The 25,443-nt window shown below is 63.4% G+C and carries 24 protein-coding genes; 17 read left to right on the forward strand and 7 right to left on the reverse strand.

Annotated elements, in window-relative coordinates:
* The first annotated feature begins 8 nt into the window (after positions 1–8).
* The 3 genes from hpnA to VIO10_RS01470 all read left to right on the forward strand — a co-directional run bounded on the left by hpnA (position 9) and on the right by VIO10_RS01470 (position 2,825).
* Positions 9–1,013: a hopanoid-associated sugar epimerase gene (hpnA, locus tag VIO10_RS01460; RefSeq protein WP_331958254.1), complete on the forward strand. Its 1,005-nt coding sequence runs from the start codon at positions 9–11 to the stop codon at positions 1,011–1,013.
* Between the two features lie 8 nt (positions 1,014–1,021).
* Positions 1,022–1,948: a carotenoid biosynthesis protein gene (locus VIO10_RS01465; RefSeq protein WP_331958256.1), complete on the forward strand. Its 927-nt coding sequence runs from the start codon at positions 1,022–1,024 to the stop codon at positions 1,946–1,948.
* 82 nt (positions 1,949–2,030) lie between these two features.
* On the forward strand, positions 2,031–2,825 hold the full coding sequence (locus tag VIO10_RS01470) for an SDR family NAD(P)-dependent oxidoreductase (RefSeq protein ID WP_331958258.1): 795 nt from the start codon (positions 2,031–2,033) through the stop codon (positions 2,823–2,825).
* Here VIO10_RS01470 and VIO10_RS01475 read toward each other — a convergent pair.
* Positions 2,782–3,585 carry a hypothetical protein gene (locus VIO10_RS01475; protein WP_331958260.1) on the reverse strand — a complete coding sequence of 268 codons (804 nt, stop codon included), beginning with the start codon at positions 3,583–3,585 and terminating at the stop codon, positions 2,782–2,784. The genes VIO10_RS01470 and VIO10_RS01475 overlap by 44 nt on opposite strands.
* A 143-nt stretch (positions 3,586–3,728) precedes the next feature.
* On the opposite strand from VIO10_RS01475, the gene hpnK reads away from it, so the two are divergent.
* Together hpnK and VIO10_RS01485 are read left to right on the forward strand one after the other, a co-directional pair.
* Positions 3,729–4,589 carry a hopanoid biosynthesis-associated protein HpnK gene (gene hpnK / locus VIO10_RS01480; protein ID WP_331958262.1) on the forward strand — a complete coding sequence of 287 codons (861 nt, stop codon included), beginning with the start codon at positions 3,729–3,731 and terminating at the stop codon, positions 4,587–4,589.
* A 68-nt stretch (positions 4,590–4,657) separates the two neighbouring features.
* Positions 4,658–5,176, forward strand: a complete 519-nt coding sequence (locus VIO10_RS01485) for an N-acetyltransferase family protein (protein WP_331958264.1) — start codon at positions 4,658–4,660, stop codon at positions 5,174–5,176.
* A gap of 80 nt (positions 5,177–5,256) precedes the next feature.
* Here the strand turns inward: VIO10_RS01485 and VIO10_RS01490 are convergent, their stop codons facing one another.
* Complete coding sequence (locus tag VIO10_RS01490; RefSeq protein ID WP_331958266.1) at positions 5,257–5,697, reverse strand: hypothetical protein; 441 nt, start codon at positions 5,695–5,697, stop codon at positions 5,257–5,259.
* A gap of 208 nt (positions 5,698–5,905) precedes the next feature.
* Positions 5,906–7,066 carry a serine hydrolase domain-containing protein gene (locus VIO10_RS01495; RefSeq protein ID WP_331958268.1) on the reverse strand — a complete coding sequence of 387 codons (1,161 nt, stop codon included), beginning with the start codon at positions 7,064–7,066 and terminating at the stop codon, positions 5,906–5,908.
* A gap of 213 nt (positions 7,067–7,279) precedes the next feature.
* On the opposite strand from VIO10_RS01495, the gene VIO10_RS01500 reads away from it, so the two are divergent.
* Positions 7,280–9,853 carry a M1 family metallopeptidase gene (locus VIO10_RS01500; RefSeq protein WP_331958270.1) on the forward strand — a complete coding sequence of 858 codons (2,574 nt, stop codon included), beginning with the start codon at positions 7,280–7,282 and terminating at the stop codon, positions 9,851–9,853.
* Between the two features lie 231 nt (positions 9,854–10,084).
* Here VIO10_RS01500 and VIO10_RS01505 read toward each other — a convergent pair whose 3' ends face one another.
* Positions 10,085–11,098, reverse strand: coding sequence for an aldo/keto reductase (locus tag VIO10_RS01505; protein WP_331958272.1), 1,014 nt, complete (start codon positions 11,096–11,098; stop codon positions 10,085–10,087).
* A 95-nt stretch (positions 11,099–11,193) separates the two neighbouring features.
* Positions 11,194–11,385, reverse strand: coding sequence for a hypothetical protein (locus VIO10_RS01510; protein WP_331958274.1), 192 nt, complete (start codon positions 11,383–11,385; stop codon positions 11,194–11,196).
* Positions 11,386–11,547: 162 nt separating this feature from the next.
* On the opposite strand from VIO10_RS01510, the gene hpnR reads away from it, so the two are divergent.
* Together hpnR and VIO10_RS01520 are read left to right on the forward strand one after the other, a co-directional pair.
* The gene (gene hpnR, locus VIO10_RS01515) at positions 11,548–13,077 is read left to right on the forward strand and encodes a hopanoid C-3 methylase HpnR (RefSeq protein ID WP_331958276.1); all 1,530 of its coding nucleotides are present in this window, start codon (positions 11,548–11,550) and stop codon (positions 13,075–13,077) included.
* 425 nt (positions 13,078–13,502) lie between these two features.
* On the forward strand, positions 13,503–15,116 hold the full coding sequence (locus VIO10_RS01520; RefSeq protein ID WP_331958278.1) for an FAD-binding oxidoreductase: 1,614 nt from the start codon (positions 13,503–13,505) through the stop codon (positions 15,114–15,116).
* A 12-nt stretch (positions 15,117–15,128) separates the two neighbouring features.
* Here VIO10_RS01520 and VIO10_RS01525 read toward each other — a convergent pair whose 3' ends face one another.
* Complete coding sequence (locus VIO10_RS01525) at positions 15,129–15,446, reverse strand: metal-sulfur cluster assembly factor (RefSeq protein WP_331958280.1); 318 nt, start codon at positions 15,444–15,446, stop codon at positions 15,129–15,131.
* 84 nt (positions 15,447–15,530) lie between these two features.
* On the opposite strand from VIO10_RS01525, the gene VIO10_RS01530 reads away from it, so the two are divergent.
* The 5 genes from VIO10_RS01530 to VIO10_RS01550 all read left to right on the forward strand — a co-directional run bounded on the left by VIO10_RS01530 (position 15,531) and on the right by VIO10_RS01550 (position 20,429).
* Positions 15,531–15,869 (forward strand): tetratricopeptide repeat protein, encoded by a 339-nt coding sequence (locus VIO10_RS01530; protein WP_331958282.1) that lies wholly within the window; start codon positions 15,531–15,533, stop codon positions 15,867–15,869.
* A 7-nt stretch (positions 15,870–15,876) separates the two neighbouring features.
* The gene (locus tag VIO10_RS01535) at positions 15,877–16,635 is read left to right on the forward strand and encodes an SDR family NAD(P)-dependent oxidoreductase (RefSeq protein WP_331958284.1); all 759 of its coding nucleotides are present in this window, start codon (positions 15,877–15,879) and stop codon (positions 16,633–16,635) included.
* A 37-nt stretch (positions 16,636–16,672) separates the two neighbouring features.
* The gene (malQ, locus tag VIO10_RS01540) at positions 16,673–18,217 is read left to right on the forward strand and encodes a 4-alpha-glucanotransferase (RefSeq protein WP_331958286.1); all 1,545 of its coding nucleotides are present in this window, start codon (positions 16,673–16,675) and stop codon (positions 18,215–18,217) included.
* A 129-nt stretch (positions 18,218–18,346) separates the two neighbouring features.
* Positions 18,347–19,396 (forward strand): virginiamycin B lyase family protein, encoded by a 1,050-nt coding sequence (locus VIO10_RS01545; protein WP_331958288.1) that lies wholly within the window; start codon positions 18,347–18,349, stop codon positions 19,394–19,396.
* A 139-nt stretch (positions 19,397–19,535) separates the two neighbouring features.
* A complete protein-coding gene (locus VIO10_RS01550; protein WP_331958289.1) occupies positions 19,536–20,429 on the forward strand; it encodes an SDR family NAD(P)-dependent oxidoreductase in 894 nt (297 codons plus the stop codon).
* Between the two features lie 24 nt (positions 20,430–20,453).
* Here the strand turns inward: VIO10_RS01550 and VIO10_RS01555 are convergent, their stop codons facing one another.
* Positions 20,454–21,464, reverse strand: a complete 1,011-nt coding sequence (locus VIO10_RS01555; protein ID WP_331958290.1) for a hypothetical protein — start codon at positions 21,462–21,464, stop codon at positions 20,454–20,456.
* Positions 21,465–21,559: 95 nt separating this feature from the next.
* Between VIO10_RS01555 and VIO10_RS01560 the strand changes: the two genes are divergently transcribed.
* The 4 genes from VIO10_RS01560 to VIO10_RS01575 are packed head-to-tail and all read left to right on the forward strand — an operon-like array spanning position 21,560 to position 25,436.
* Complete coding sequence (locus VIO10_RS01560; protein WP_331958291.1) at positions 21,560–22,363, forward strand: methyltransferase domain-containing protein; 804 nt, start codon at positions 21,560–21,562, stop codon at positions 22,361–22,363.
* A gap of 1 nt (position 22,364) precedes the next feature.
* Positions 22,365–23,396: an isoaspartyl peptidase/L-asparaginase family protein gene (locus VIO10_RS01565; RefSeq protein WP_331958293.1), complete on the forward strand. Its 1,032-nt coding sequence runs from the start codon at positions 22,365–22,367 to the stop codon at positions 23,394–23,396.
* Complete coding sequence (locus VIO10_RS01570) at positions 23,360–25,153, forward strand: hypothetical protein (RefSeq protein WP_331958294.1); 1,794 nt, start codon at positions 23,360–23,362, stop codon at positions 25,151–25,153. Before VIO10_RS01565 ends, VIO10_RS01570 begins: the two co-directional genes overlap by 37 nt.
* Before the next feature lie 7 nt (positions 25,154–25,160).
* The gene (locus VIO10_RS01575; protein ID WP_331958296.1) at positions 25,161–25,436 is read left to right on the forward strand and encodes a hypothetical protein; all 276 of its coding nucleotides are present in this window, start codon (positions 25,161–25,163) and stop codon (positions 25,434–25,436) included.
* Positions 25,437–25,443: the final 7 nt, after the last annotated feature.

Here is a 25,443-nt window from a genome sequence, read left to right on the forward strand (position 1 = left end):
TGAATCCGATGACTACTAACTTAGCGCTGGTGACGGGCGGCAACGGATTCGTGGGATGCCACGTCGTGCGCGCGCTCATTGCCCGTGGCGATCGCGTGCGGGTGCTGGCGCGTGATAATGCGGATTTGAGTGCGCTGGTTGGTCTGCCGGTCGAGATCGTGCGCGGCGATCTGCGGTACTTCGATTCCGTCGAGCGCGCCGTCAATGGATGCAACGAGGTTTATCACGTCGCCGCCGATTACCGGCTGTGGCTGACCGATCCGGCGCCGATGTATGCGACCAACGTCGGCGGCACGCAGCATATTATCCGGGCCGCGGCCAACGCGGGTGTTGCGCGAATCGTTCACACCAGCACGGTGGGGGCGCTGGGAATTCCGCACGGCGGGGTGGGACGCGAAGACACGCCGGCGTCGCTCGCCGAGATGACGGGTCATTATAAGCGATCGAAGTACATGGCGGAGCAGGCGGCGCTGGAAGCCGCGCGCGCGGGCGTGCCGGTTGTGATCGTGAATCCATCGACGCCGATTGGCGCGCTCGACTTGAAGCCGACTCCGACCGGCAGAATCATCGTGGACTTCCTGAATCGGCGGATGCCGGCATACGTGGAGACTGGCCTTAACATCGTCGATGTGGAAAATGTTGCACGCGGCCATTTGCTGGCGGCGGAGCGCGGCCGAATCGGAGAGAAGTATATTCTCGGCGGTGAAAATCTCACGCTCAGGGAATTTCTCGAGCGGCTCGCCATGATTTCCGGGCTGCCCGCGCCAAAGGTGAGGATTCCGTATGCGGTCGCGCTGGGGTATGCGCTCGGCGCCGAAGCGTTTGCGCGCACCGTCACCCGCCGGGCGCCGCGGGCCAGCCTGACCGAGGTGCGGATGGCGCGAAAGCGGATGTTCTTCGACTCGTCGAAGGCGCGCGCAGAGTTGGGTTATTCGCCGGGGCCGATCGATGCGGCGCTGGCGGCAGCGATAGAATTCTTCAGATCCAAAGGGACGGCGAAGAGCGCCGCGTAAGCCAAGCCATGCAATTACTACTGTCAACGATCATGCTGCGCCCGTACGTGTTCATCTTTCTGGTGAGTTTTTTGTATATCGCGATCGTGAACTTCGGCCTGCGCACGACTATTTTGTTTACGCTCCTGACCTACGCCGTGTCGCTCGCGTGCGAGTGGTCTTCGGTTCACAACGGCTTCCCGTTCGGGCTGTATCACTATATTGACGCGACCCGCGGGCGCGAGATTTGGGTGTTCGGCGTTCCGTTCATGGATTCGTTGTCGTTCACCTTCCTGGCTTTCGCCAGCTATACGCTCGCGTTGTTGCTCAGTTCGCCGTTGTATCGGCGGGGTGCTGATTTTCGGATTCTCGACACGTGGCAAATCCGCCGTGCGCCGCGAGTATGGCTGATGGCGGCGCTGTTCATGGTGATGGTGGACCTGGTGGTAGATCCACTGAGCGTGCTCGGCGACAGATGGTTCCTCGGCAAAATGTTCTGGTACGATCGGCCGGGGCCGCACTTCGGCGTGCCGATCAGCAACTACCTGGGATGGTATTTCGTCGCCGCGATCACGATTGCGATTTTCCAGTGGCTTGACGCGATGCTTAATCGCGGCTCGGCGAAGCCGGCGCGTTCGCTTCCCGCGATGCGGTCGCGCGCGCTGCTTGGTCCGGCGCTATATGCGGGGATCGTGCTCTTCGGAATCACGATGCTGTTCCGAATCAACGCGCTGGAAATCGGATGGGCTGCCGTGTTCATCTACCTGCCCTTCACCGTCCTGGCGATTCATATCCTGACCCGCCGCGAATCCTACGGCGACCACGCGGCAATCGAGCGCCATCTCGCAGACTTTCCCTACGAGCGCGTGCTTCCTGTCTGGAGGCCCGCGATCGCGCGCATACCCGAGCTGGGCCGCCGCGTAGCGAGCACAGACAGTGGCTGGCGAGGCGCTTGATCGGGAGGCGCTTCCAAATTTTCGCCAAGTGTGGCAAGCGTCGGTCATCGAGCCACGACGAAGCAAACAGAGGTGACTTGGCATGCTGCTCAAGGACAAAGTTGCGTTGATCACGGGCGCGGGTTCGGGAATCGGCCGCGCCAGCGCAATTCGGTTTGCGCAAGAAGGCGCGAAGCTGATGGTCGCCGACGTACGCACCGAATCGGCGAGCAATACCGCAGCCGAGATCGAGAAGGCCGGCGGCGTCGCGAAGTCGGTGTCGGTGGACGTGCGCGTCGGCGCCGAAGTCGAGCGGATGGTCAATGAGACGGTAAGCGCGTTCGGCCGGCTCGACATTCTGTTCAACAACGCCGGCGTCTTCGTACCCAAAAACGTGGTGAACACGAGCGAGGAAGAATGGGACTGGGTCGTGGACGTGTGTCTGAAGGGCGTATTCTTCGGCTGCAAGTATGCGATCCCGCAAATGATCAAGCAGGGCGGCGGCGTGATCGTCAACACCGCCAGCGGCGCTGGAATCAAGGGCGTGCCGGATCTTGCCGCCTACCAGGCGGCGAAAGGCGGCGTCGTGATCATGTCGAAAGGAATCGCGCTCGACTTCGCGCGTGACAAGATTCGATGCGTGTCGATCTGCCCGGGCGTGATCGAAACGCCGATCGCCGAGAATTGCAACACCGTTCCCGCCGGCGCGTCACATCTGGTTTGGGAACGCACCGCAGACGCGCATCCGCTCGGGCGCAACGGAAAGCCGGAGGAGGTCGCTGCGCTGGCGGCGTTCCTGGCGTCGGATGAGGCGGGCTTCATCACCGGCGTCGCGGTGCCAATTGACGGCGGGCTCAGCGCGGGCTCTTTCGCCCCACCGGCGCGCGAGCACGCCTAGCAGCCGCCGGGACCTTGCCGTCGTGCGCGATAGCCGTCAGTGCGTCGGCGATTGCGGTACTTGCGCGCGACAGGTTTCGAATCAGCCGCGGCAGCTTGAGCATCGTGGCCGGATTGCGCAGCAGGTAGGACGTCGCGACGAGCGGCCGGACGTTGCCGTCCTGATCGGCCATCGCCGCGCCCACTATTTCGTCGTCAACTTCGTCGAGCACTGCCCGGACCGCGACGAACGGGATCCCGCGCGCAGCGGCCTCTGCGGCAATCGCGGCGGTTTCCATGTCCACCGCGATCGCGCCGGTGCTTTCCTTGGCGCGACGCTTCTCGGCGCCGGTGGCGAGCACGCAATGCGATGTCAAAATCGCGCCGGTCGAGTACGCGATGCCCGCGATCGCAAGCGAGCGGCCGACCGCGCGCAGTTGCGCGTCGCCCACGGCCGTCACTTGCTCGGCAACCCGGCCGTCGGTATGAATCGTCAAAACGCGGTCGGAGACGACGAGATCGCCCGGCTTCAGTCCGCTCGAAAGCGCGCCGGCGACACCGGTCCCGATTACCAACTCGGCGTTGGGTATCAGATCGAACGCGCGGTGTACGGTATCGCTTGCGCGGCGGCGGCCGATTCCATGGCCAACGACAGTGAATTGTTTGCCGCCGATCTCCGCGCGAAAGCCATGCAAGCCGTCCAGAGCGAGCGGAGCGCGACGGCTGAGCCGGCGCTTGAAAGGCGCGATCTCGCGCGCGAAGGCGTAAAAGAGAAGAATCAATCGCGTGGTCTCATGTTGGACTTTCGCAGCGCACGCTTGAGCGAACCATCCGATGCTAGCAGAATTGTGCCGGTGTTTTTCACTCTCGCACTGGTCCGGCAGGGTCATTATCCGCCGTCCGTGGCGATTGGCGGTGGCACAGTTTGAAGCGCCTGATCGTTAACGCCGACGACTTCGGCTTGTCGCCCGAGGTCAACGCCGGCATCGTGCGGGCGAGTCGCGACGGAATCTTGCGCAGTGCGAGCCTGATGGTTGCGGAGCCCGCCGCGCCGGCCGCTGCTCAAATAGCGCGCGAAAATCCCGCGCTCGACGTCGGGCTGCATGTGGTGGTCTGCCGGGGACGCAGCCTGCTCGATGCGTCGCGGCTCGGCGCCGCGGTGCGCGCGTCGGGAGAGTTCAGCGACAATCCCGTGGCTGCGGGGATGCGATATTTCTTCGACCGTTCGATGCGCGCCGCGATGACCGACGAACTGCGCGCGCAAGTCGAGCGCCATCTCGAGTTGATCGGCTGCCTCCACCATATCGACGGGCACTTGAATTTCCACGTCCATCCGCTGTTCGCCGATATTTTGGTTGACCTCGCCGTCGAATATAAAGTGCCATGCATCAGGCTTCCGCGCGAGCGCGTGATGACCACGCTGCGGCTGCGGCGAGACAATGCGCCGCGCAAGCTCGTCGAATCGATCATCTTTCGCACCCTGTCGCGTCGAACCCGCCGGATGATGGCGGAGCGGGGCCTCATCTCGACCGACGCACTGTTTGGACTTCATCAGAGCGGTCATCTGAGCGAGGATTACGTCGTGGGCGTGATCGATCGTATCCGCGATGGCGCCACGGAAATGTATTTTCATCCGGCCGCCGATATCGGCGGCGTCCCGCCTGCGGTCGAGGCGCAACTCGAGGTCGAGATTCTCACCAGCCGGCGCGTGCGCGATGCGATCGCTCGAAATGCGATCGAACTGATCACGTTTGCCGATCTTGCAAAGGGCAATCCCGCCGCTTGATTCAACTTTGCATCTGGCGTTGCCTGTGACTCGTGCCAAAGAAACTTCGCGAGCGGGAGACCAGTGTCATGGCGGAGGTAAAGATTCGGCCGGCGGTGCGCGACGACCTGCCGCGCCTGACGGAAATTTACAACTACTACATCATCAACACGCCCATCACCTTCGACTTGGAACCATTCTCGGTGAAGCAGCGCGCGCGATGGTTCGATGAGCACGCTGGTACGAAACGCTATCGCATGTTCGTCGCGGAAGATGCCGGCCGGGTCGCCGGCTATGCGTGCACGGGACCGTTTCGCGACAAGGCGGCGTACGACACGAGCGTCGAGACCTCCGTTTACTGCGCGCACGACGACAAGCGGCGGGGAATCGGTGCGATGCTGTACCGCGTCCTGTTCGACGCGCTGAAGAACGAGGACATTCATCGCCTGTTGGCCGGGATCACGATTCCCAACGACGCATCGATCAAACTGCATCGACGCTTCGGCTTCACCGAGGTTGGCGTCTTCAGCGAATGCGGCCGCAAGCTCGACCGTTACTGGGATGTCGTGTGGATGCAGCGCCCCCTCCGGCTCGGCACCGTGCCATAAGAGCGATCGGTCGCATAACCTGCCGCCGTGGACGCCAGGCGGCGAGTCGGATCAGAGCAGCGCGTGAGCTGCGAGACGAGCTACTCGGACTTGTATCCTTCCACGCGACTCTCGATTGCATGCCTGAGCGCGTTAATTGAGTCGAGAGTCTCGGCGATCTTCACGAAGGTCTGGATTTTCGCAAGCAGCTTGTCCGCCTTCAACTTCGCCCACCTTGTTTCGGCTTCTCTGGGCTTGATGCGATGCAACTCGTACAGTACGGAGATCTGCTCGCGAAAAACGTCCAGCGGACCAAGCGCTTCCACCAGTGAGCGCAACTGTTGGATTTGGGCTGCTTTGCTACGTGTTATGCCGTGATGTCCTTCTTCCAACTCTCTGCCCAAGACGTCGAGAGCGGCTTTAAGAGACTCACTCGCCGCGTCCACGTTCACCGCCTCCAGCAGCATGACCGCCGAGTTGATCTCAGCGGCCGTGTTGGCGATTTCGAGCAGGCGCCCTGAGTCTTTGAGTTCATCGAGCATTTGCTGAAGTTTCTGAGTGCTTTCCATAAGCGTGCTGTCTCATCTCCGAATATTGGTACAGTTACAACCCGACGAACAGTTTACACGAGCCCGCCACAACCGAGCTACGGGGCCTTTGGGACAAGAGGACGTTTCAATACCACGGGTTCCAGGTCGGCTGGAATTTCCATTTTGAAACCACCGCCGTCCGCGACCCGTGTCGGTCGTTTCAGTTCACGACCGAAGCAAGGACCATGTCCGAGAGCCGCTGAAGACGTTCGAAATTGCGCGATTCCTCGAGCAGTCCGGCGGTCAGGCACACGAACGTCAAATCCCGCTCGGGATCGATCCAGAACATGGTCGAACCAGCGCCGAGACCGCCGAACGTCGAGGGCGACGCCGTCGTGCCGAACGGGTGCGGGAAGATACCCGTTCCGCGGATGAAGAAGGTCAATCCCAGGTTGGCGGGGAATTCGCCCCATCCGCGCGCCTCGTAGGCATAGCTGAACAGATTATTCGGGAGCGTGCCGGTGTGGATGCTGGCGGCCAGCCGGATCGATGCCGGCGACAGCACTCGAACTCCGTCGAGTTCGCCGCCACGCCTGAGCATCTCGGCCCATCGCAAGATGTCGCCCGCAGTAGAAACCACGCCGCCGGCCGGAATTTCAGCCTCTGCGGTTAGCAGCAGGTTCATCGCTTCGAGCAATTCGGGCTGGAAGACGCCGGGAGTTCGGTCGCGCACGACTATTGGAACGAACCGCGCGGCGAGATCCTTGCGCCGGCCCAAAGCGGTTTCTTTCATGGCCAATGGCTCGAAGAATTCCTGCGCGAGAATGTCGCGGAACGACCGGCGCCCGCCGTCAACTCTCCGCACCACTTCCGCCAGCACCGCGTGCGCGGTCAGCGCACTGTAGCTGACGGCGCTGCCGGGAACGGTATCGGGGAGTTGCTGGCACGCTGCCGCTACAAAAGCCTCGAGGTTGCCGAACAACTCCGGCGGGAGCGCAGGAGTCGCCGCCATCCCGGCAGTGTGAGTCAGCATATGAGCAACTGAGATCCGCTGCTTGCCCTTGACTGCGAACTCCGGGATCACGTCTGCGATCTTCGTTGTCAGCGCAAGCTCCCCGCGTTCCACGCGCGCCAAAACCGCCGCAGTGGTCATCGTCTTGGTGATCGACATGATCGCGAAAATGTCATCGATGCGCGCGGCGCGGTTGCTGGCCCGATCGGCGAAGCCGACTGCCTCATGCGCCGCCACCACGCCGCCCCGGGCGACGGCGTACACCACTCCGTCGTAGCGGTTGTTCGCGACATCGTGGCGTATCGCGGCGGCGACCCGATCGAGTCGCGCTGGATCGATTCCGATTTCTGCGGGCTTGCCGGTCTTCATTGAATACCTCCTGCGAAGGACACAACCGAAATTTCAACATATCGTCTAAGGGCAAACTTTAGCCAGTGCTTCCGGCGCGCCGCCGAGTCAATTGCTCGCGCCCCGGCGCGGTTTGAACTAGGCTATGCGTCTGCGGGGCGCGCCCCGCGCAATTTTTCACTTTCCCATTTTCACTTTTTCACGCCCGACTGCATACCAAGGAAGAGGGACCAGATGCGCGATCAGGATGGAGCTCCACTGGCTGATGTTTCGGATGATTATCGCCTGCCGAAAAACGCCGCGCCCAAGCGCTACGAAATTCGGCTCACGCCCGATCTCAAGGCGTTCACGTTTCAAGGCGAAGTGAATATCGACGTCGTCGTCAACGATGCGACCGACGACGTCGTGCTGAACGCGCTCGAGCTGGAAATCGACAAGGTGAGCGCGCAACGCGGCGGAAAATCTCTCGCCGCGAAGGCCGAGCTGGAGCCGGCCAAGGAACGCGCGCATCTCCGATTCGCCGAGAAGCTTTCGCCGGGCGAATGGCGGCTTAAGATTGCGTTCCGCGGAATCCTGAACGACAAGCTGCACGGCTTTTATCGCAGCCAATACCAGGACGCGTCGGGCAAGACCCACGTCGCCGCGACGACGCAGTTCGAATCCACCGATGCCCGCCGCGCGTTCCCGTGCTGGGACGAGCCGGCGCTCAAGGCGAGCTACAAGGTGACGCTGGTGGTCGATGAGCACCTGGCCGCTATCTCCAACGGCGGACAGGAGAGCGAGCGCAAGCTGGCCGGCGCAAAGAAGGAGGTCGTCTTCAAGGAGACGATCCCGATGTCCACCTACCTGGTCGCGTTCATCGTCGGCGAGTTCGATGCGACCGCGCCGGTCGATGCGGGCACGCCGCTGCGGATCGTTCACGTTCCCGGCAAACAGTCGCTGACCGGTTGGGCGCGGCAGATTGGCGCGTTCTCGCTCAAGCATTTCGCCGGCTACTACGGACTCAAGTATCCCGGCGACAAGCTCGACCTGATCGCGATTCCCGATTTCGCCTCGGGTGCGATGGAAAATCTGGGCGCGATCACGTTTCGCGAGACCGCGCTGCTCGCCGATGAAAAGACCGCGTCGCGCGCCGAGCTCGAGCGCGTCGCCGACGTGGTGTCGCACGAAAACGCGCACATGTGGTTCGGCGATCTCGTCACCATGCGATGGTGGAACGGAATCTGGCTCAATGAGGCGTTCGCCACCTTCATGGAGATGCTGGCGGTTGACGCGTGGAAGCCGGAGTGGAAGCGATGGGAGAGCTTCAGCGTCTCGCGCGCGGCGGCGATGTCGATCGACGGGCTGCGCAGCACGCGCCCGATTGAATACACCGTGCGCAGTCCCGAGGACTGCCGCGCGATGTTCGACATCCTGACCTACGAGAAGGGCGCGGCGGTGCTGCGGATGCTCGAGCAGTTCCTGGGCGCCAACGTCTTTCGCGACGGGATCCGCCTCTACCTGAACAAGCATCAATTCAACAACACCGAGACCGGCGATTTGTGGGACGCGCTCGAGGCGGCGTCGCGCGAGCCCGTGCGCAAAATGATGGACTCGTGGATCTTCCAGCCCGGCTTTCCGATCATCGAGGCGGCGCTGGCGGCCAACGAAAACGGCGGCGGACTCAAGCTCTCGCAGCGCCGCTTCTTCTATCTCGCCGAGGACAACCATCAGCTCTGGCATGTGCCCGTGATGGTTCGCGCGAAGACCGACAAGGGCGTCTCGACGCACAAGGTGATCCTCACCACCGCCGACGCGACGCTCGACCTCCCGGGCAAGCTCGAATGGGCGCTGTTGAACGAGGGCGGCCACGGCTTCTATCGCGTGCACTATGCGCCAGCGCTGCTCGCGGCGATCACCAAGAATCTCGGCGCGCTGCAGCCGATCGAACGCTTCGGGCTGGTAAGCGATACCTGGGCGGTGACCGTCGCGGGACTTGGCCCGCTCAGCGAGTTCCTCAAGATGGCGCGGCTGTTCACCGGCGAGACCGACATCAACGTGTGGCGCGCGCTGATTGGTGCGTTTGCATACCTCGACATGATCGCGTCCGACGCCGATCGGCCCGCGCTGGCCGCCACGGTGCGCGAGATCGCCGGTCCCGCGGCCGCGCGGCTGGGCTGGGAGCCAAAGTCCGGCGAGAGCGAGCTCGTGCGCCAGTTGCGCGGCACGCTCATCGGCGCGCTCGGCACGCTCGGCGACGATCCCGAGGTTCACCAGCGCGCGCGCGATCTGTATGCGCGCTTCGAGAATAATCCCGAATCCGCGGATCGTGACCTGATGCCCGCGCTGGTGAACATCCTGGCGCATTGCGGCGACGCCGCGCGTTACGAGGAGTTCAAGCGAAAGTTCAAAGCGCCGCGCACGCCGCAGGAAGAGCAGCGCTTCCTGTTTGCGCTGGCAGATTTCCGCGATCGCGATCTCCTGAAAAAAACCATGGCGATGACGCTGGACGGGCAGGTGCGAACCCAGAATTCGCCCTACCTGATGCATTCGCTGCTGCTCAACCCCGCCTGCCGCTACCAGGCGTGGGACTTTGTGCGCGCGCATTGGGACGAGATGATTGAGAAGTATCCCGACAACGCACTGCCGCGGATGTGCGAAGCCGTGGTCGCGCTGCTGGATCGCGAAGACGAGGTCAAGCAGTTCTTCGCCGAGCATCGCGTGCGGCTCGGCGGCAAGATTATAGATCAGCACCTCGAGCGGCTGAGCGTCGCGGTCGGATTCCGCCGCCGCGAGGGCGCAAACCTGCAAGCAACGCTGAAGGGATAACGAACAGCGCCGAATAGTCTCCCGGCGCCCACGGGCTTGCCATTTCCGATGCCCGCGGACGCCGCAGCGCCCCATCAACCTCAAGTAACGCTTTAAGGTTTGGTTTTGGCGGGTTCGCGGTCCGTTCTCCTGAACTCTTAATGTTTCACGTGAAACATTTATGGCAAAACTTGTTGATCGGCGTGTGTTATCCGCGATTGCCGCAACGTTTCACGTGAAACAATCCCGCGCTCAGCGCGCCTGCACCATCCGCGCCGGCCTTGGCTGTTCGTGGCCGAGAATCGGATGGGGCCGGTACGGCTTCTCGAGCGCGGCGACTTCGTCAGCGCTGAGCTTCACCTCGACGGCCGCGATCGCCTCCTTGAGATGAGCGAGCTTGGTCGCGCCGATGATGGGTGCGGTGACGCCGGGCGCCTGCAGGATCCACGCGCATGCGATCTGCGACGGCGTGACGCCGCGCTGTTTGGCGATCTGCTCGACCACGCTGAGCACTTCGAAGTCGTACTCGCGGAAGTACATATTCTTGGCGAAGTCGTCGGTCTTGGCGCGCGCGGTTGGACCGGCGCCGCCCTTGTCGCGATTGCCCGCCAGAAATCCGCGCGCGAGCGGGCTCCATGGAATCAAGCCGACGCCGTTGTCGATGCAGAGCGAATTCATCTCGCGCTCCTCCTCGCGATAGACGAGGTTGTAATGGTTTTGCATCGAGACGAACCGGTGCCATCCGTTTTCCTTCTGCAGAGCAAGCGCCTTGGCGAATTGCCACGCGGCCATCGAGCTCGCGCCCAGGTAGCGCACTTTTCCGGCGCGCACCAACGAATCCAGCGCCTCGAGGGTTTCCTCGATCGGCGTCGTGTAGTCCCAGCGGTGGATTTGGTAGAGGTCGATAAAATCCATCTTGAGGCGGCGCAGCGACGCGTCGCACGCTTCGAGAATATTCTTGCGGCTCAGCCCCGCGCGATTGAGACCCGGCGCCATCGGGCCGTGCACTTTGGTCGCGACAACGATCTCGTCGCGCTTGGCCATCTCGCCGAGCCATCGCCCGGTGACCTCCTCGCTCACGCCGATTGAATAGACGTTGGCGGTGTCGAAGAAGTTGATTCCCGACTCGACGGCGGCGGCGAAATGTTCGCGCGCCTGGTCCATCGTCAGCACCCAATCGCGCCATTTCTTGTCGCCATAGCTCATGCATCCGAGGCAGATGCGTGAGACGGTGATTCCAGTCTTGCCCAATTTTGAGTACTGCATGATTTCTCCGAATCGTTTTTTGGAATAGTGAGCTTAGAGCCAAAACTCCGGCGCTGGCGCGCGCTTGTCAAGGCCGAACTCGGCTGCGGGCGGCGTCAGGGCGGGGCGGGCTTGGCCACCGCGGGGTGTCGCGGACGAACGTCGTAGCCGTGGTCACGGACGAAATTCTCATGGACGATCCCGAACAGGACCGCGTCGATCAACACCGCAACAAAAATGACGGCGATGAAGAGGTACTTTCCGGGCCGAGGCGCGTCGTTCGCGGGCATAAGAACTATTAATAGCATGACGGCGCTTTTGACATGCTGTTTCCTTGCCTCAGCCGGCATATTAGGATGCTAACGATCGCCGCTGGCCGATTGGTCAGGTGGAGATTTACCGAAGATTAGCCAATTAAGTGGAAGGTGTCGCTGTCGCACGGCCGAAAGATGCGGCGCCGGAGGGAGTCTATGCGGGTTCTGTTCGTGCATCCGAGTCCGCTTATGTACAGCGAGATTTATTTGCGGCTGGAACCGCTGGGAATGGAGCGGGTGGCGGCGGCAACGCGCGCGGCCGGCCACGACGTGAGGATTATCGACCTGCAGATTTTCAAGCATCGCGATCTGTTCGCCGAGCTCGAGAGCTTCCACCCAAGTGCGGTTGGGTTCTCGCTCAATTACCTTGCCAACGTACCCGAGGTGATCGATCTCGCCAAGGACGTGAAGCGGCTGAGGAAGGATTGCTTCGTCTTCACCGGCGGGCACAGCGGCTCGTTCGTCGCCGACGAAATCCTCGAGCACGCCGACGGCGCGATCGACGCGGTCATCCGCGGCGAGGGCGAGACCGCGACGCCGATGCTGCTCGACGCGATCGGCACGGGCTCGATCGGGAAAGTTCCCGGCGTCATGACGACGCAAGGGTCGGGACCGACGCCGGTGATGCTCGACGATCTGGACAAGTTTTTTCCGGCGCGCGACCTGGGACGCCGGCGCAACAAGTACTTTATCGGGATGCTCGACCCGTGCGCGTCGATCGAGTTCACGCGCGGCTGCCCGTGGGATTGCTCGTTCTGCAGCGCGTGGACGTTCTACGGCCGCAGTTACCGCAAATCGACGCCGGAAGCCGCGGCAGAAGACATGCTGTCGATCAAGGAGCCCAACGTCTTCATCGTCGATGACGTTGCGTTCGTGCATCCCGAGCACGGGTTTGCGATCGGTCATGAAATCGAAAAGCGCAAGATCAAAAAGCAGTACTACCTCGAGACCCGCGCCGACGTGCTGTGCCGCAATCCGGAAGTGTTTCGCTACTGGCGCAAGCTCGGGATGGAGTACATGTTCCTCGGGCTGGAGGCGATCGACGAGGAAGGACTGAAGCTGCATCGCAAGCGCTCGTCGATGGGCGTCAACTTCAAGGCGCTCGAAGTCGCGCGCGAGATGGGCCTGATCGTCGCGATCAACCTGATCGCGGACCCGTCATGGGACGAGAAGCGCTTCGAGGTGATCCGCCAGTGGGCGATCAGCGTCCCGGAGGTCGTTCACCTGACGGTGGCGACGCCGTATCCCGGCACGGAGCTGTGGTTCACGGAATCGCGCAAGCTGACGACGCTGGACTACCGGCTGTATGACATCCAGCATGCGGTGCTGCCGACCAAGCTGCCGCTGCTTCAGTTCTACCAGGAGCTGGTGAAGACGCAGGCTGTGCTCAACCGCAAGCATCTTGGCTTCGCGGCGCTGAAGTCGATGGCGCCGATTGTGGGCAAGCTCGCGCTCAAAGGGCAAACCAACTTCATCAAAATGCTGTGGAAGTTCAACAGCGTGTACAATCCGGACCGGCAGTTCGCCGAGCATGCGCGGGAAGTGAAGTACGCGATGCGCCCGCCGTCGATGCATAGCGACGGACGTCCGTCGGCCGACAAGCTTTACATTCACATGCCGAAGCCGTCGCATCCGGAAGCTGTGGAACCGGCCGCGGGCGACACCGCCGCGAGCAGCGCCAAGTGAGTGAAGCGGATCAATCCAAAAGAATGCGAAATCTCGCGTGATATGCGCGAAGCGATCACGCGCTTCGAATAGCAGCGTCGAATAATCCGGCGTGGCGCGCGAGATCCTTCGCTGCGCTCAGGATGACACAAAAAAAGCAAGCGGCGCTCGTGTCGTTCTGAGCGAAAGCCGCTGTAGCGAAGAATCTCGACGCATGCTCGGCGTCCGGCGTTAGTTACGCAAAGGTTTCCTGTCGGGGCGATGCAGGAGCCGGGGTCCCTCGGCTTCGCTCGGGATGACACAAAAGAGGAAGCGACCTGCCGGTCGCAAGGCGGCCGGTGGTCACCGCGCGCAGCATTTGTTGTTTGCCCTCGCGGGCGGGGCGGGCGCAAAATCGCGGGGTTCAGCAACTTTGACGCATAGCGCGCATCACGAGGATCAATCCGATGGCCGAGAATCGCAGGCGAAAGTTCTGGGGATGGGGCTACGAGGACCAGGGGCCGACTCCCGAACAGCAAAAGCATATGGCCGAGCGAATCGCCCAGCGATTCGGCCTGGGACCAATCAAGATCACGCCGGCGCCCAAGGAAAGCGAGCTGAATCTGCGCGCGCCGCGGGTGAAACCACCGGCGGCGCTCGAAGCGATTTGCTCGGCGAGCATCCACGATCGCGCCGGCCACACCTACGGCAAGAGTTCGCGCGATCTCAGGCGTGCGTTTCGCCGTTACTATCCGAATCCGATCGACGTCGTCGCGTTTCCGCGCGATGAGAAAGAACTGATCGCGGTGCTCGAATGGTGCGACGGCGCGCGGATTGCAGCGGTGCCATACGGCGGCGGCTCGAGCGTCGTCGGCGGAGTCGAACCACCCGAAGGCGAGCGCTGTCGCGGCGCGGTCTCGATCGATCTGATGCATCTGGACAAAGTCGTGGAAGTCGATCGGGTCTCGCGCGCGGCGCGAATTCAGGCCGGGGTGTATGGTCCCGCGCTCGACGCGCAGTTGAAGCCGGCGGGCCTCACGATTCGACATTTTCCGCAGTCGTTTGAATTTTCCACGCTGGGCGGATGGATCGCGACGCGGTCGGGCGGGCATTTCGCGACGCTGTACACGCATATCGACGACTTCGTCGAATCGCTGCGCGTCGTGACTCCAACCGGGATCGTCGAATCGCGGCGCTTGCCCGGATCGGGCGCAGGTCCCAGCCCGGACCGGATGTTCATCGGCTCCGAAGGAATTTTGGGCATCATCACCGAGGCCTGGATGCGGCTTCAGGATCGGCCGACGTTTCGCACGGGCGCGTCGATTCCGTTTCCCAGCATGATCGAGGCGGCGGAGGCGGTGCGCCAGATTTCACAGGCCGGGCTGTATCCCGCGAATTGCCGGGTACTCGACGAAGGCGAGGCTTTCAATTCCGGCGCGGGCAACGGTGATGAGGCCGTGCTGGTGCTCGCATTCGAGTCGGCGGACCATCCGCTGGAGCCGTGGATGAAGCGCGCGCTGGAGTGCTGCGCGGATCACGGCGGGAAAATACCGGCGGACGCGGCGAAGACCCGCACCGACGCCGACGCGACGCACGAAGGATCGGCGGGAGCGTGGCGCAACGCGTTTCTGAGCGCGCCCTACCTGATGGACACGCTGGCCGCGATGGGAATGGTGAGCGACACGTTCGAGACTGCGATCACGTGGGAGCGATTCGGGGAATTTCATCGCCAGCTGATGGAGTGCGCGCGCGATACGATAGCCCGAGTGTGCGGCAAGGGCACGGTCACCTGCCGGTTCACGCACGTTTATCCCGACGGGCCGGCGCCGTACTACACGGTGCTGGCGCCGGGCAGACGCGGCGGTGAGATCGAGCAGTGGGACGAAATAAAGGCGGCGGTCTCGGACAAGCTGATGCGGCTGGGCGGCACGATCACGCATCATCACTCGGTCGGCCGCTACCATCGGCCGTGGTACGACCGCCAGCGTCCGGATGGATTCGCGCGGGCGCTGAAGGCGGCGAAGCGCGCGCTCGATCCGCGCGGGATTCTCAACCCGGGCGTGCTGATCGATCCGGACTGACGCGGGGCGGCGCTAGTCGTCGAGGTCGAGTTGTTTTTTCGCCGCGTCGCTCATCATGTGCGGTGTCCATGGCGGATCCCAGACGATCTCGACGCAGGCGTCGTCGCAGCCGGGAATGCCGAGCAGCTTGTCCTGGATCTCCTGCGTGATCATCATGCCCATCTGGCAGCCGGGCGCGGTGAGCGTCATCGTGACATTGACGACGCGGTTGTCGATCGCGACGCCGTAGATGAGTCCGAGATCCACGAGATTGACGGGAATCTCGGGGTCGTAGCACTCGCGCAGCACTTCGTAAACGTCTGCTTCGGTCGGTGCGGGCGAATTCTCCATAATGCAGAGTCTAGTATATAAGAGGATGGGTGTGCGCGAAATCTTCCCGCAACGTGCGGCGCGCGCATTTACCGGAGGTTCGCCATGCCCGACAAAGAAGAACTGTACGACCAGGCGATTGACGCATACGCCGATGACAAGTTCGACGAAGCGATCGAGTTGTACAAACAAGCGCTCGAGATCGATCCGAAGTACGCCGATGCGATCCACGGAATGACGATGTGCTACCAGGCCAAGGGCGATCTCGACGCAGCGATCGAGCTGACGAAAAAATATATCGCGCAGGAACCGGAAGACATCCTGGCGTACACCAACCTCAGCATGTTCTATCAAAAGAAGGGGATGGTGCCGGAAGCGGAGGCGGCCGGCGCGCAGGCGCGGCGGCTGGACTGGAAGCGACAACTCAGGGAAGGCAAGAAGTAGGGGCGCGATGAAACTGAAGGACAAAGTTGTACTGATCACCGGCGCAGGCTCGGGGCTGGGGCGCGAGATGGGACTGACGTTCGCGCGCGAGGGCGCGAAAGTCGGCGTCAACGACATCAGGCCCGAGTCGGCGCAAAACGTCGTGACTGAAATCGAGCGCGCGGGCGGCAGGGCGCGGGCGTTCGTTGCGGACGTGTCGAGCAGCGCGGCGGTCGGCAAGATGTTCGCCGACTTCATCGCCGCGTTCGGGACCATCGACATCCTGATCAACAACGCGGGCATCGCACGCGCTCGCGACACTAGCGAGGTGACCCCGACTCACCAGAAGACCGACGAGGATTGGCACAAGATGCTCGCGACGCATCTCGACTCGACGTTCTACTGCACCCGCGAGGCGCTCAAGCTGATGATCCCGAAACAGTCGGGACGCATCATCAATATGGGCTCGGTCGCCGGCACCACGGGGCTGGCGTTCGCGTCGGATTACTGCGCGGCGAAGGGCGGTATCATCGCGTTCACCAAGTCGGTGGCGCGGGAAGTGGTGATGATGGGGATTCTGGTCAATTGCATCGCGCCGGGATTCATCGACACGCCGATGACCGCGATCATCGAGGGCGAGTTCCGCAAGCAGCTGGAAGCGATGACGCCGATGGGGCGCTTCGGCGAGCCGAGCGACATCGCGGCGGCGGCGCTTTATCTGGCCTGCGAGGATTCGAAGTTCATGGTCGGCCAGGTGCTCAGCCCCAACGGCGGCTACGTGATTTGAACCCCGAGGATCGAGCGGACCGCTGGATAATCGCACGATGCTGACGCGGTCCGCGGGAATTCTGATTCCACTATTCTCGATCCGCACGCGCGACAGCCTCGGACGCGGGGAAATACCGGATCTCGCGCCGATGATGGATTTCGCGCTGTCGATGGGTCATCGGGTAATCCAGCTGCTGCCGTTGGACGAGACCGGCCGCGGCGATCTCAGCCCGTACAGCGCGATGAGCGTGATGGCGATCGATCCGATGTATATCTCGGTGGGCGGGCTGGCCGGCGTCGGGCGGGTCGTGCTGAAGCGCGCGCGCGCGGCGGTTGGTAAGGCGCGCTTTGTGCGACGTTCGATCATACGGCGGGAGAAATTTGCGCTGCTCGAGCGCGCATACCGGGCGACCCGGGCGCGCGGCGGACGCGACGAGGCTGCGCAACTCGACGGGTTCATCGAGGCCAACTCGTACTGGCTCGGCGACTACGCGTTGTTTCGCGCGCTCAAGGAGCGCTTCAACTGGAGCGGTTGGGAAGCGTGGCCGGCGCAAATTGCGCAGCGCGATCCCGCCGCGCTCGCAGCCGCGCGCCGCGAACTGGCCGAGCCGATCGAGATGTACGCCTATTGGCAGTTCATCGCGCACCGGCAATGGTCGCAGATGCGCGCCTACGCATCCTCGCGCGGCGCGCTGATCGGCGGAGACCTTGCGTTCTCGCCGCGGGGCGACAGCGCCGAGGTGTGGGCGAACCAGGACGAGTTCGATCTGTCGCGCACCGTCGGCGCGCCACCCGACGATTTCAATCCCAAGGGACAGCGATGGGGCCTGCCGATCCCCAACTGGGATCAGATGCGCGCGCGTGGATTCAAGCTGCTGCGCGCGCGCGCGCGCCGCGCCAGTTCGCTTTACGATTTGATTCGAGTCGATCACGTCGTTGGGCTTTATCGAACTTTCAATTTCGGCTCTGACCCGGACGCGGCGGGAATTTTCACACCGGCGGACGAAGCGGATCAGCGGCTCCAGGGCGAAGAGGTGATCCGCGCGATCCAGCAGGAAGTTGGCGCGGCGGAACTGATCGCTGAAGACCTGGGCACGGTGCCGCCGTGGGTGCGCGAATCGCTCACGCGCCTGGGCGTGCCGGGATACAAGGTGATGCAGTGGGAACGCGACTGGAGCCGAAGCGATGAGCCATTTCTCAGCCCCGCGGCCTATCCCGAACTTTCGCTCGCGACTACGGGCACGCATGACACCGAACCGCTGACCGTGTGGTGGCGCGCGCAGCCGGTTGCCGAGCGTGAGAAATTCGTGCGCGCGCTTGGTCTCGAGCGCCGGGTGAATCCTCGCCCAATGCTCGGGGAAAGGGCGCGCGATGCGATTCTGGCGGCGCTGTACGCGGCGCCGTCGCGGCTGGTGATAATTCCGATCCAGGATTTGTTTGGATGGAGTGCGCGAATCAATCGGCCCGGAACGATCAGCGATTCGAACTGGACCTATCGAATCCCGCTGACGCTGGAACGAATGCGCCGCAGCCGCGCGATACAGTCGCGCGTCGCCAAGTTGCGCGAGATCGCCGTCGGCAGCGGGCGCTTCAGCAGCTAGATTCCCCGATTACTGCGTCCGCCCCATCGATCGCACCCGGCGCTCAAGTTGTGGCGCGCCCGCGGCTTGAACTATAAGCATCACTTGGCCGCGAAATCCGATCGGCAATACTCCGGGAGCAACCGTCAATTGAGCCAGCCCTCGATCAACCGCGCGCTGAAGTTCGCAATTTTTGCCGCCGCTCTTGCGATCGTGCAGGGATGCGCCGCGCGACAACCCTCGCCCTCGAAGCCCGCGCCCGCGGCCGGCGCCGTTGCGAGCGCGAAACCAACGCCCACCGGAGCGGCGCTGGGCACCCATGCGCCGTACGCAATCACGGCGGGCCTCGACGGCAATCTGTGGTTCACCGAGTACCAGGGCGACGGGATAGGACGGATGACCCCGTACGGCGCCGCCAAACGCTTTCCGATCGATCCCGGCGGATTCGCCGAACGGATCACCGCGGGCCCCGACGGCGCAGTCTGGTTCACCGATGCGGCCGGCAACCGGATCGGCCGCGTGGCGCCCGACGGCAAAATCGCATACGTCAAATTGCCCCATCCAAACAGCGGACCGGCGGGAATCACCTCGGGACCCGACGGCAATCTCTGGTTCACCGAGCATTCGGGCAATCGTATCGGGCGGCTCAGCACCACCGGCACTCTGACCGAGATCGAACTGCCCAAGGGGACCGGTCCCGCCGAAATAGTCGCCGGCAGCGACGGCAACCTGTGGCTCGCCGAGGATCAGGTCAATCGCATCGCGCGCGTCACCGTCTCGGGCGCGGTCAAGGAGTTCCAAATCCTCAATCCCGACGGCCGCCCTGCGATGATGACACTTGGCGCCGACGGCAACGTGTGGTTCACCCAACCGCGGGCCAACAAAATTGGCAGCATCACGCCCGGTGGCTATATCTCGGAGTTCGCATTGCCCAAGCCCGGTGTGCCGCTCGGAATCGCGGCGGGCGCCGACAAAAATCTCTGGGTCACGGTGATTCGCGCGCAACTGATCTATCGCGTGACGCCGCGGGGAGAGTTCACGCGGTTGCCCACGCCTGCAAACTCGATGGCGACTTTCATCACGGCCGGTCCCGACGGCCGCCTGTGGTTCACCGAGCCCAACGGCAAGATAGGCCGCCTCACGACCTCGGGAGACGTCAGGGAATTCGTCTTTTCCGATCCCTACAGTGAGTCCAAGTGAGCGGGCAGGCGACGGTCGCGGCGTAAGCGATAGCGCGTCTGTTCTGTTCGCCGGGTTTTGCGCTATAAGCGCCTTATACGAACCAAAACGCTGGGCGCGTTTGGATTCCGGCATTATGCCGCAAGGGAGATATTGAGCAATGGGCAAGCTCGACGGAAAGGTAGCCGCCATCACCGGCGGCGGTCGCGGCATCGGCCGCGGCGTCGCGAGGGCATTCGCCGCGCAGGGATGCGCAGTGGTAGTCAACGATCTTGGCGTCACGGTCGCGGGCCAGAAGGAAACTCAATCGCCGGCCGACGACGTGGTCAAGGAAATCAAGGCCGCGGGCGGCAGCGCCGTTTCCAATCACATGGATATCGCCACCGTCGAAGGTGGCGAGGGCCTCGTCAACCAGGCGATCAAGGAATTCGGCAAGCTCGATATCCTGGTCAACGTCGCCGGCATCCTGCGCGACCGCATGATCTTCAACATGTCCGAACAGGAATGGGACGACGTGATCCGAGTGCATCTCAAGGGGCACTACTGCACGGTCCGTCCCGCGTCGGCGTATATGCGCGAGCACAAGTACGGCAGGATCATCAACTTCTCATCGAACTCGGCGCTGGGCAGTCCCGGCCAGCCCAACTACGCCGCCGCCAAAGCGGGAGTCCTGGGCCTGACGTACTCGAGCGCGAACTCGCTGCAGAAATATGGAATCACGGTAAATGCGATCATGCCGGGAGCGGCGACCCGCATGACCGACACGATTCCGGCGGGCAGGATGCCCGGCGCGACCGGAATCCCGCAGTCCGAAAACGTCGAGGGCACCCCGCGCGATCCCGCCAACGTCGCGCCGATCGTGGTTTTTCTCGCCAGCGACGATGCCGCGAACGTTACCGGGCAATGCTTTGGCGCGTCGGGCTTTCGCATCATGCGCTATCGGCACATCGTTCCCGACAAGATTCTGTATAACAACGGCCCGTGGAACATTGACGAGCTGTTCGAGCGGCTCAAGAGCACGCTGCTGGTCGAGCTGAGCCAGCCGCGAATGTAGCCGGACCGGCGATTTAGCCCGCCGTCAATGCGCCTGCGGCTTGGCGGCGGGCCGCTCGATGTCAAAACTCGCGTCGAGGAATTTAATGACTCGCGCGGCGTACCCGTTGGGATCCTCGTAGATCGCGTCGCCGTGGCCGCCCGACGGCACCGTCCACATCTGCGCGTTGAAGCCTGCCGAGTCGAGCAGCGCTTTACCGTCGGCAATCGGCGTGATCCTGTCGTCGCGATTCTGGATGATGAGCAATGAGCAAGTGCCCAGGTTGCCCGCGTCGGTGACCGGCGAGATTTTGTACAGCGAGCGCCCGAACCATAGCCGCGCTTCCCACATTACCGTGCCGGCGAACGCGGGATTCAGCCGTGACAGCGACGGGCTGCGCATGAACAGTTGCGCGAGGTTGGCGTAGGAACTGTCGGCGACGATCGCAGTGAAGACCGGCTGCTCGGCCTGCGCCATGATCGCGCCGGCGGCGCCCTCGGATATCCCCAGCGCGGCGATTTTATCGAAGCCGTCGGCGCCAAGCGTGCGCGCGGTCGCCAGCGCGAATTTGCGCTTCAGCATTCCCCAGTTGATTCCGTAGCTCGGATTGTTGGCGCTGTAGCTCGCGACCACGGTGTAGCCGGCGCCCAGCAGAAACTTCGCGTACGGAATCATAGCCACTTCCGGCGCTCCCGCCGCCGGCACGATCACCACCACTTCGCGGCGTTTGCCTGGGAAATACCATCCCACCACGCTGACCTGACGGTGGCGGATGCCGTCCTCTTCGACCACACCGCAGTCCAATCGCTCGGGCTCGACGCCGAGCGCGGCCCCGATGTCCGTCACCGAGCCCCGCTTGAACGACGGAACATGCTGTCCGAAGACGTCCTGCCTGCCGTCGCGGAGAAAGTCCGGGAACATCAACGATCGCGCGACGAAGAGGGCTGCCCCCAGCCATAGAATAATCGGGACGCCCAGCAGGATTGCGCCGATGCCAAAGATGCGCCGCGGCCTGCGCTTGGGCGCTGCCGGCGGAGATTCCGAAGGTTCGCTCATCCGCTATGCTTGTGCACGATTACACACTTTGCTGCAAGACGCGCTTGTGAGCGTTTCGTGCGCCACTTATGCTGCCTCACAGGAAGGCGACGCTCATGTCCGATTGGGATCCCGAACTCTACAACCGCTTTCGGCGCTACCGCGCGGAACCCGTCGAGCACATCCTGTCGCGCCTTCAATTCACTGACCACGAAAACGAAAAAATCATCGATCTCGGCTGCGGCTCCGGCGAGAACACGCTCGAGCTGGCGCGGCGCAGCCCGCGTGGATCGGCGCTCGGCGTGGACGGTTCACCCGCGATGATCGAGGCGGCTCGCAAGCTGCTTGACGGCGAGGCCGCCGGGCTCAAAGCGCGCGTCTCGTTCGAGTTGCTCGACGTGCCTGAGTTTCGCGCCGACCGCGCATACACGCTGATCTTCTCGAACGCCACTTTTCATTGGATTCCCGACAAGCCGGTGCTGTTCGCAGCGTGCTTCGACGCGCTTTGCCCGGGCGGAAGGATCGTGGTGCAGATGCCTGCCAACGAGACCGAGACCGCGAAGATGGAGATCGGGCGGCTCGCGCGGCAGGCGCCATGGCACACAATGCTGGGCGGGCGCGAACATGCGTTTGACGAAGAGCCGCCGGAGTTTTACGCCGCGATGCTGGCGCGGCTCGGCTACGACCGCATCGACTGCTATCACCTGACGTTTCACCATCCGATGGATCGGCCCGCCGACGTCGTTCAATGGTACCGCTCGACCGGGCTGCGGCCTTTCCTCGATGCGCTCCCGGCAGATCGTCACGACGAATTTCTCGCCCAGTTGACGGCGCGGCTCAACTTGGCCTACGGCACTTGCGGGCCGATGACGTTCGACTTCAAGCGGCTGTTTCTCTGGGGCCGCCGCCCTGACAATTAAGATGGCTCGCGCGCGCAATCGTCCCGCACTCGTCGCGCACGGCGGCGCCGGTTCCGCCGGTCCCGGTGCGGAGCGCGCCGAGCGGCGCCGTGCGATGATGGCTGCGATGCGCCTGGGCGCGGGAATTCTTCGCGCCAACGGCAGCGCGCTCGAGGCCGTGGTCGCGACGGTCGCGGCGCTCGAGGATCATCCGCTGTTCAATGCGGGCTACGGCTCGTTGCTCAACTCCGAGGGCAACGTCGAAATGGATGCATCCGTGATGTTCGCCGAGCCGGTCGCCGATCCGGCCGCGCTCATACCTGCTTCACGAGGCAAGCGCTCAGCCCATACCGATCATTCCAGCGGATCCGACTACAGTATCTCGGCCGGCGCGGTTGCCGCGATCAGCCGCGTGCGGAACCCGATAGTGCTCGCGCGCGCCGTGATGGAGCATTCGCCGCACATCATGATGGCGGGTGCCGGCGCGGAAAGCTTCGCACGCAAGGTCGGGATCCGGCTCGTGCGGCCCGAGGAAATGGTGACCGAGCGCGCACGCCAGCGATGGCGCGCGCAAAAGCAGCAGAGCGGAATGCTCGCGGCCCAGCGCGCCGCACGCGCCGCGATGGGACACGGCACGGTCGGCGCGGTCGCCGTGGATGATCGCGGCGCGCTCGCGGCAGCGACCTCGACCGGCGGCGTGCCGGGCAAACTGTTTGGACGCGTCGGCGATTCCGCGCTGATCGGCGCCGGCACTTTCGCCCACGCATTCGGAGCCGCCTCGGCGACCGGGCAGGGCGAGGCGATCATTCTGACCGCGCTCTGCCGCGAGGCGGTGTTGGCGCTCGCGGACGGCTCGCCGCGCTCCGTCGCGGGCGAGGCGATCCGCGAAATGATCGACGCGACCGGTGCGGAGGCCGGAATAATACTGATCGACGGCCGCGGCAGAATCGGTTACGCCCACAACACCGTCTCGATGCAGGTGGCGCGGTACGACTGGGCGGGCGGACTGCGCCATCTGTGGCTCGCGCCGATCGCGCCGGGCCGCCGTCCGTGACTGGCGAGCGTCCAGATACTCCCGCGGCTGCGAGCGGCGGCGCGGTCCTGCGACGGGCAACGCTCGCGATTGCCGCGTTATTCGCCTTCATCGTGCTCGTACAGGGAATCAGCGCGCCGTTTCAGAAGGACGCGGAGCCGCAATCGGCCCAGTGGATTCAGAGCATCGTGCGCGACGGGCATTGGCTGATTCCGAGCGACGCGTACGGCTACACCGATCGCAAGCCCCCGCTTTTCTATTGGCTTTCAGCGCTCGTCGCCAAGGCGACCGGCGCCACCGTGGACGAGGTTCGCGCGCGGGCAGTGTCTGTCGTGGCAGGCACCGCGCTCGCGACTGCAGTGCTCGCCTGGACGGCGGCCAACGTCGGCGCATCCGAAGGATGGCTTGCGTTTGCGTTCATGCTCGGCACCTACGGATTCGCGTCGCGCGCGACCGAAGCGCTGACCGACATGCTGCTCACGTTTCTTTTGTTTGCAGCGTACTGCCGGCTGGCAACGTTAGTTGACAACTCGCAGCCCCAAGCGCGCGCCGCGCCGCGCCGGCCGATGCAGACAGGCTTGATCCTCGGGCTGGCAATCCTGGCCAAGGGCCCGGTTGCAATCGTGCTGTGCGCGCTTGCCGCCTCGATCTATCTGCTGATCGAGCGGCGCAATCCCATCGCGATCCTGCGTCAACGATGGCCGTGGCAGGTGGTCGCGATTGCGGTCGCGATCGGTGCGGTCTGGTACGTGCCGGCGGCGCTCGCCGGCGGGAATAAAATCCTCAGGATCATCTTCGCGGAGAATTTCGGGCATTTCATGCCGGCCAAGCTCGGCGGGACGGGCGAGAGTTATCGGCCCTTCTATTTTATTGCCGCGCGCCTGCTGGGCGGCGCTTTCCCGATGACGATCCTGATCGTGCCGGCCGCGCTTGCCTTCTACACCGGCGAGATTGCGGTGGGGAAGCGGCGCGCGGTGATTTACCAGGCCAGCATGTCGCTCGCGGTGTTAATTTTTTTCTCGATCGCCAGCGTCAAGCGCGACGATTACATCCTGCCCGCGATTCCGGGGATTGCGATTGTGTGCGCATCGGTGTTCACGCTGGACGTACGCGGTGCCGCGGCGAAGTTGCGCGACGTGCTCGTCGCGCTATTCGTGCTGAGCCCGATTTTGGCGACGCTTTTCGTTTGTCTCTTCCGGGGCGCGCCGCGGGTGAATCTCCAATCGAGCGACGCCGCTTACTATTCGATCATTCGTGCCAACCTCGGAACATTTGGGCGGGGGGTTCTCGCATACGGCGCGGGCTGGTTGGTCGCGCTTGCGCTTGCGATCTTCGCGCTGATCCGACGGCGCTCGATTGCAATGGGCGCCGCGTTTGGCCTCCTCGCGCTTTCCTTGAGCCTGTTGTGGACCGCGACGCTGCGACCCGACCTCGCCACGATGCGCAGCGTCAAGAGTTTTGTGCCGATCGTCGCGGATCACGTCAAAGGCGATCAGTTGTGCATCCCATCGGGCATCAACTACGAGCTGTCGTACTACTACGGCGCCGCAGTACCCGATCTTGCTCATCCTCAATGCGCAAATGTTGCCGCGGGCAGGCCTGTCTATCTGATTGCGACGCCGCGCGAGCTGGACGCGACGGCGCCCGGGTATCGGACGCGGCTCAAGCTCATCGCGAAGTCCAATCTGATCGGTGGCGGCGGGCCGCCGGCGCTGTATGAAATCTCGCCAAGCGGCGCGAACGGGGGTTTGAATGGCGGCGGCGAAGCGGCTAAATAGAGAATCGATGGCTGACCGCGTCGAACATGCCGAACATGCGATGAGTGTGCTGATGCGCTTCGTCGTCTCGCTCATCATCCCGATCTGGGCGCTCGCGATGGTCGCGCTCGGCGTCGAGTACCGCTCATTGTGGTGGCTCGGATGCGGGCTGGCGGTCGGCGCAATTGGACTTATCCTGCTGGCCGGCAATCCGTTGGCGGGACCGGTGCTCGACGTGCGCGAAAGTTGGCGGCCCTTGTCGCGGCTCAAGCCGGGCGCCCGCGAAAATAAAAATTCCACCTGACAGACTG

Origin of the sequence: Candidatus Binatus sp., assembly GCF_036567905.1 — a bacterium.
GTDB lineage: Bacteria > Desulfobacterota > Binatia > Binatales > Binataceae > Binatus.

Excerpts from the sequence above, each read along its gene's own strand:
- VIO10_RS01575 (WP_331958296.1), top strand. The coding sequence starts at position 25,161 with ATGGCTGACCGCGTCGAACATGCCGAACATGCGATGAGTGTGCTGATG.
- VIO10_RS01565 (WP_331958293.1), top strand. The coding sequence starts at position 22,365 with ATGGCTCGCGCGCGCAATCGTCCCGCACTCGTCGCGCACGGCGGCGCC.
- hpnA (WP_331958254.1), top strand. The coding sequence starts at position 9 with ATGACTACTAACTTAGCGCTGGTGACGGGCGGCAACGGATTCGTGGGA.
- VIO10_RS01520 (WP_331958278.1), top strand. The coding sequence starts at position 13,503 with ATGGCCGAGAATCGCAGGCGAAAGTTCTGGGGATGGGGCTACGAGGAC.
- VIO10_RS01470 (WP_331958258.1), top strand. The coding sequence starts at position 2,031 with ATGCTGCTCAAGGACAAAGTTGCGTTGATCACGGGCGCGGGTTCGGGA.
- VIO10_RS01505 (WP_331958272.1), bottom strand. The coding sequence starts at position 11,098 with ATGCAGTACTCAAAATTGGGCAAGACTGGAATCACCGTCTCACGCATC.
- VIO10_RS01525 (WP_331958280.1), bottom strand. The coding sequence starts at position 15,446 with ATGGAGAATTCGCCCGCACCGACCGAAGCAGACGTTTACGAAGTGCTG.
- VIO10_RS01555 (WP_331958290.1), bottom strand. The coding sequence starts at position 21,464 with ATGAGCGAACCTTCGGAATCTCCGCCGGCAGCGCCCAAGCGCAGGCCG.
- VIO10_RS01535 (WP_331958284.1), top strand. The coding sequence starts at position 15,877 with ATGAAACTGAAGGACAAAGTTGTACTGATCACCGGCGCAGGCTCGGGG.
- VIO10_RS01560 (WP_331958291.1), top strand. The coding sequence starts at position 21,560 with ATGTCCGATTGGGATCCCGAACTCTACAACCGCTTTCGGCGCTACCGC.
- VIO10_RS01510 (WP_331958274.1), bottom strand. The coding sequence starts at position 11,385 with ATGCTATTAATAGTTCTTATGCCCGCGAACGACGCGCCTCGGCCCGGA.
- VIO10_RS01485 (WP_331958264.1), top strand. The coding sequence starts at position 4,658 with ATGGCGGAGGTAAAGATTCGGCCGGCGGTGCGCGACGACCTGCCGCGC.
- VIO10_RS01495 (WP_331958268.1), bottom strand. The coding sequence starts at position 7,066 with ATGAAGACCGGCAAGCCCGCAGAAATCGGAATCGATCCAGCGCGACTC.
- malQ (WP_331958286.1), top strand. The coding sequence starts at position 16,673 with ATGCTGACGCGGTCCGCGGGAATTCTGATTCCACTATTCTCGATCCGC.
- VIO10_RS01550 (WP_331958289.1), top strand. The coding sequence starts at position 19,536 with ATGGGCAAGCTCGACGGAAAGGTAGCCGCCATCACCGGCGGCGGTCGC.
- hpnR (WP_331958276.1), top strand. The coding sequence starts at position 11,548 with ATGCGGGTTCTGTTCGTGCATCCGAGTCCGCTTATGTACAGCGAGATT.
- VIO10_RS01530 (WP_331958282.1), top strand. The coding sequence starts at position 15,531 with ATGCCCGACAAAGAAGAACTGTACGACCAGGCGATTGACGCATACGCC.
- VIO10_RS01500 (WP_331958270.1), top strand. The coding sequence starts at position 7,280 with ATGCGCGATCAGGATGGAGCTCCACTGGCTGATGTTTCGGATGATTAT.
- VIO10_RS01465 (WP_331958256.1), top strand. The coding sequence starts at position 1,022 with ATGCAATTACTACTGTCAACGATCATGCTGCGCCCGTACGTGTTCATC.
- VIO10_RS01490 (WP_331958266.1), bottom strand. The coding sequence starts at position 5,697 with ATGCTCGATGAACTCAAAGACTCAGGGCGCCTGCTCGAAATCGCCAAC.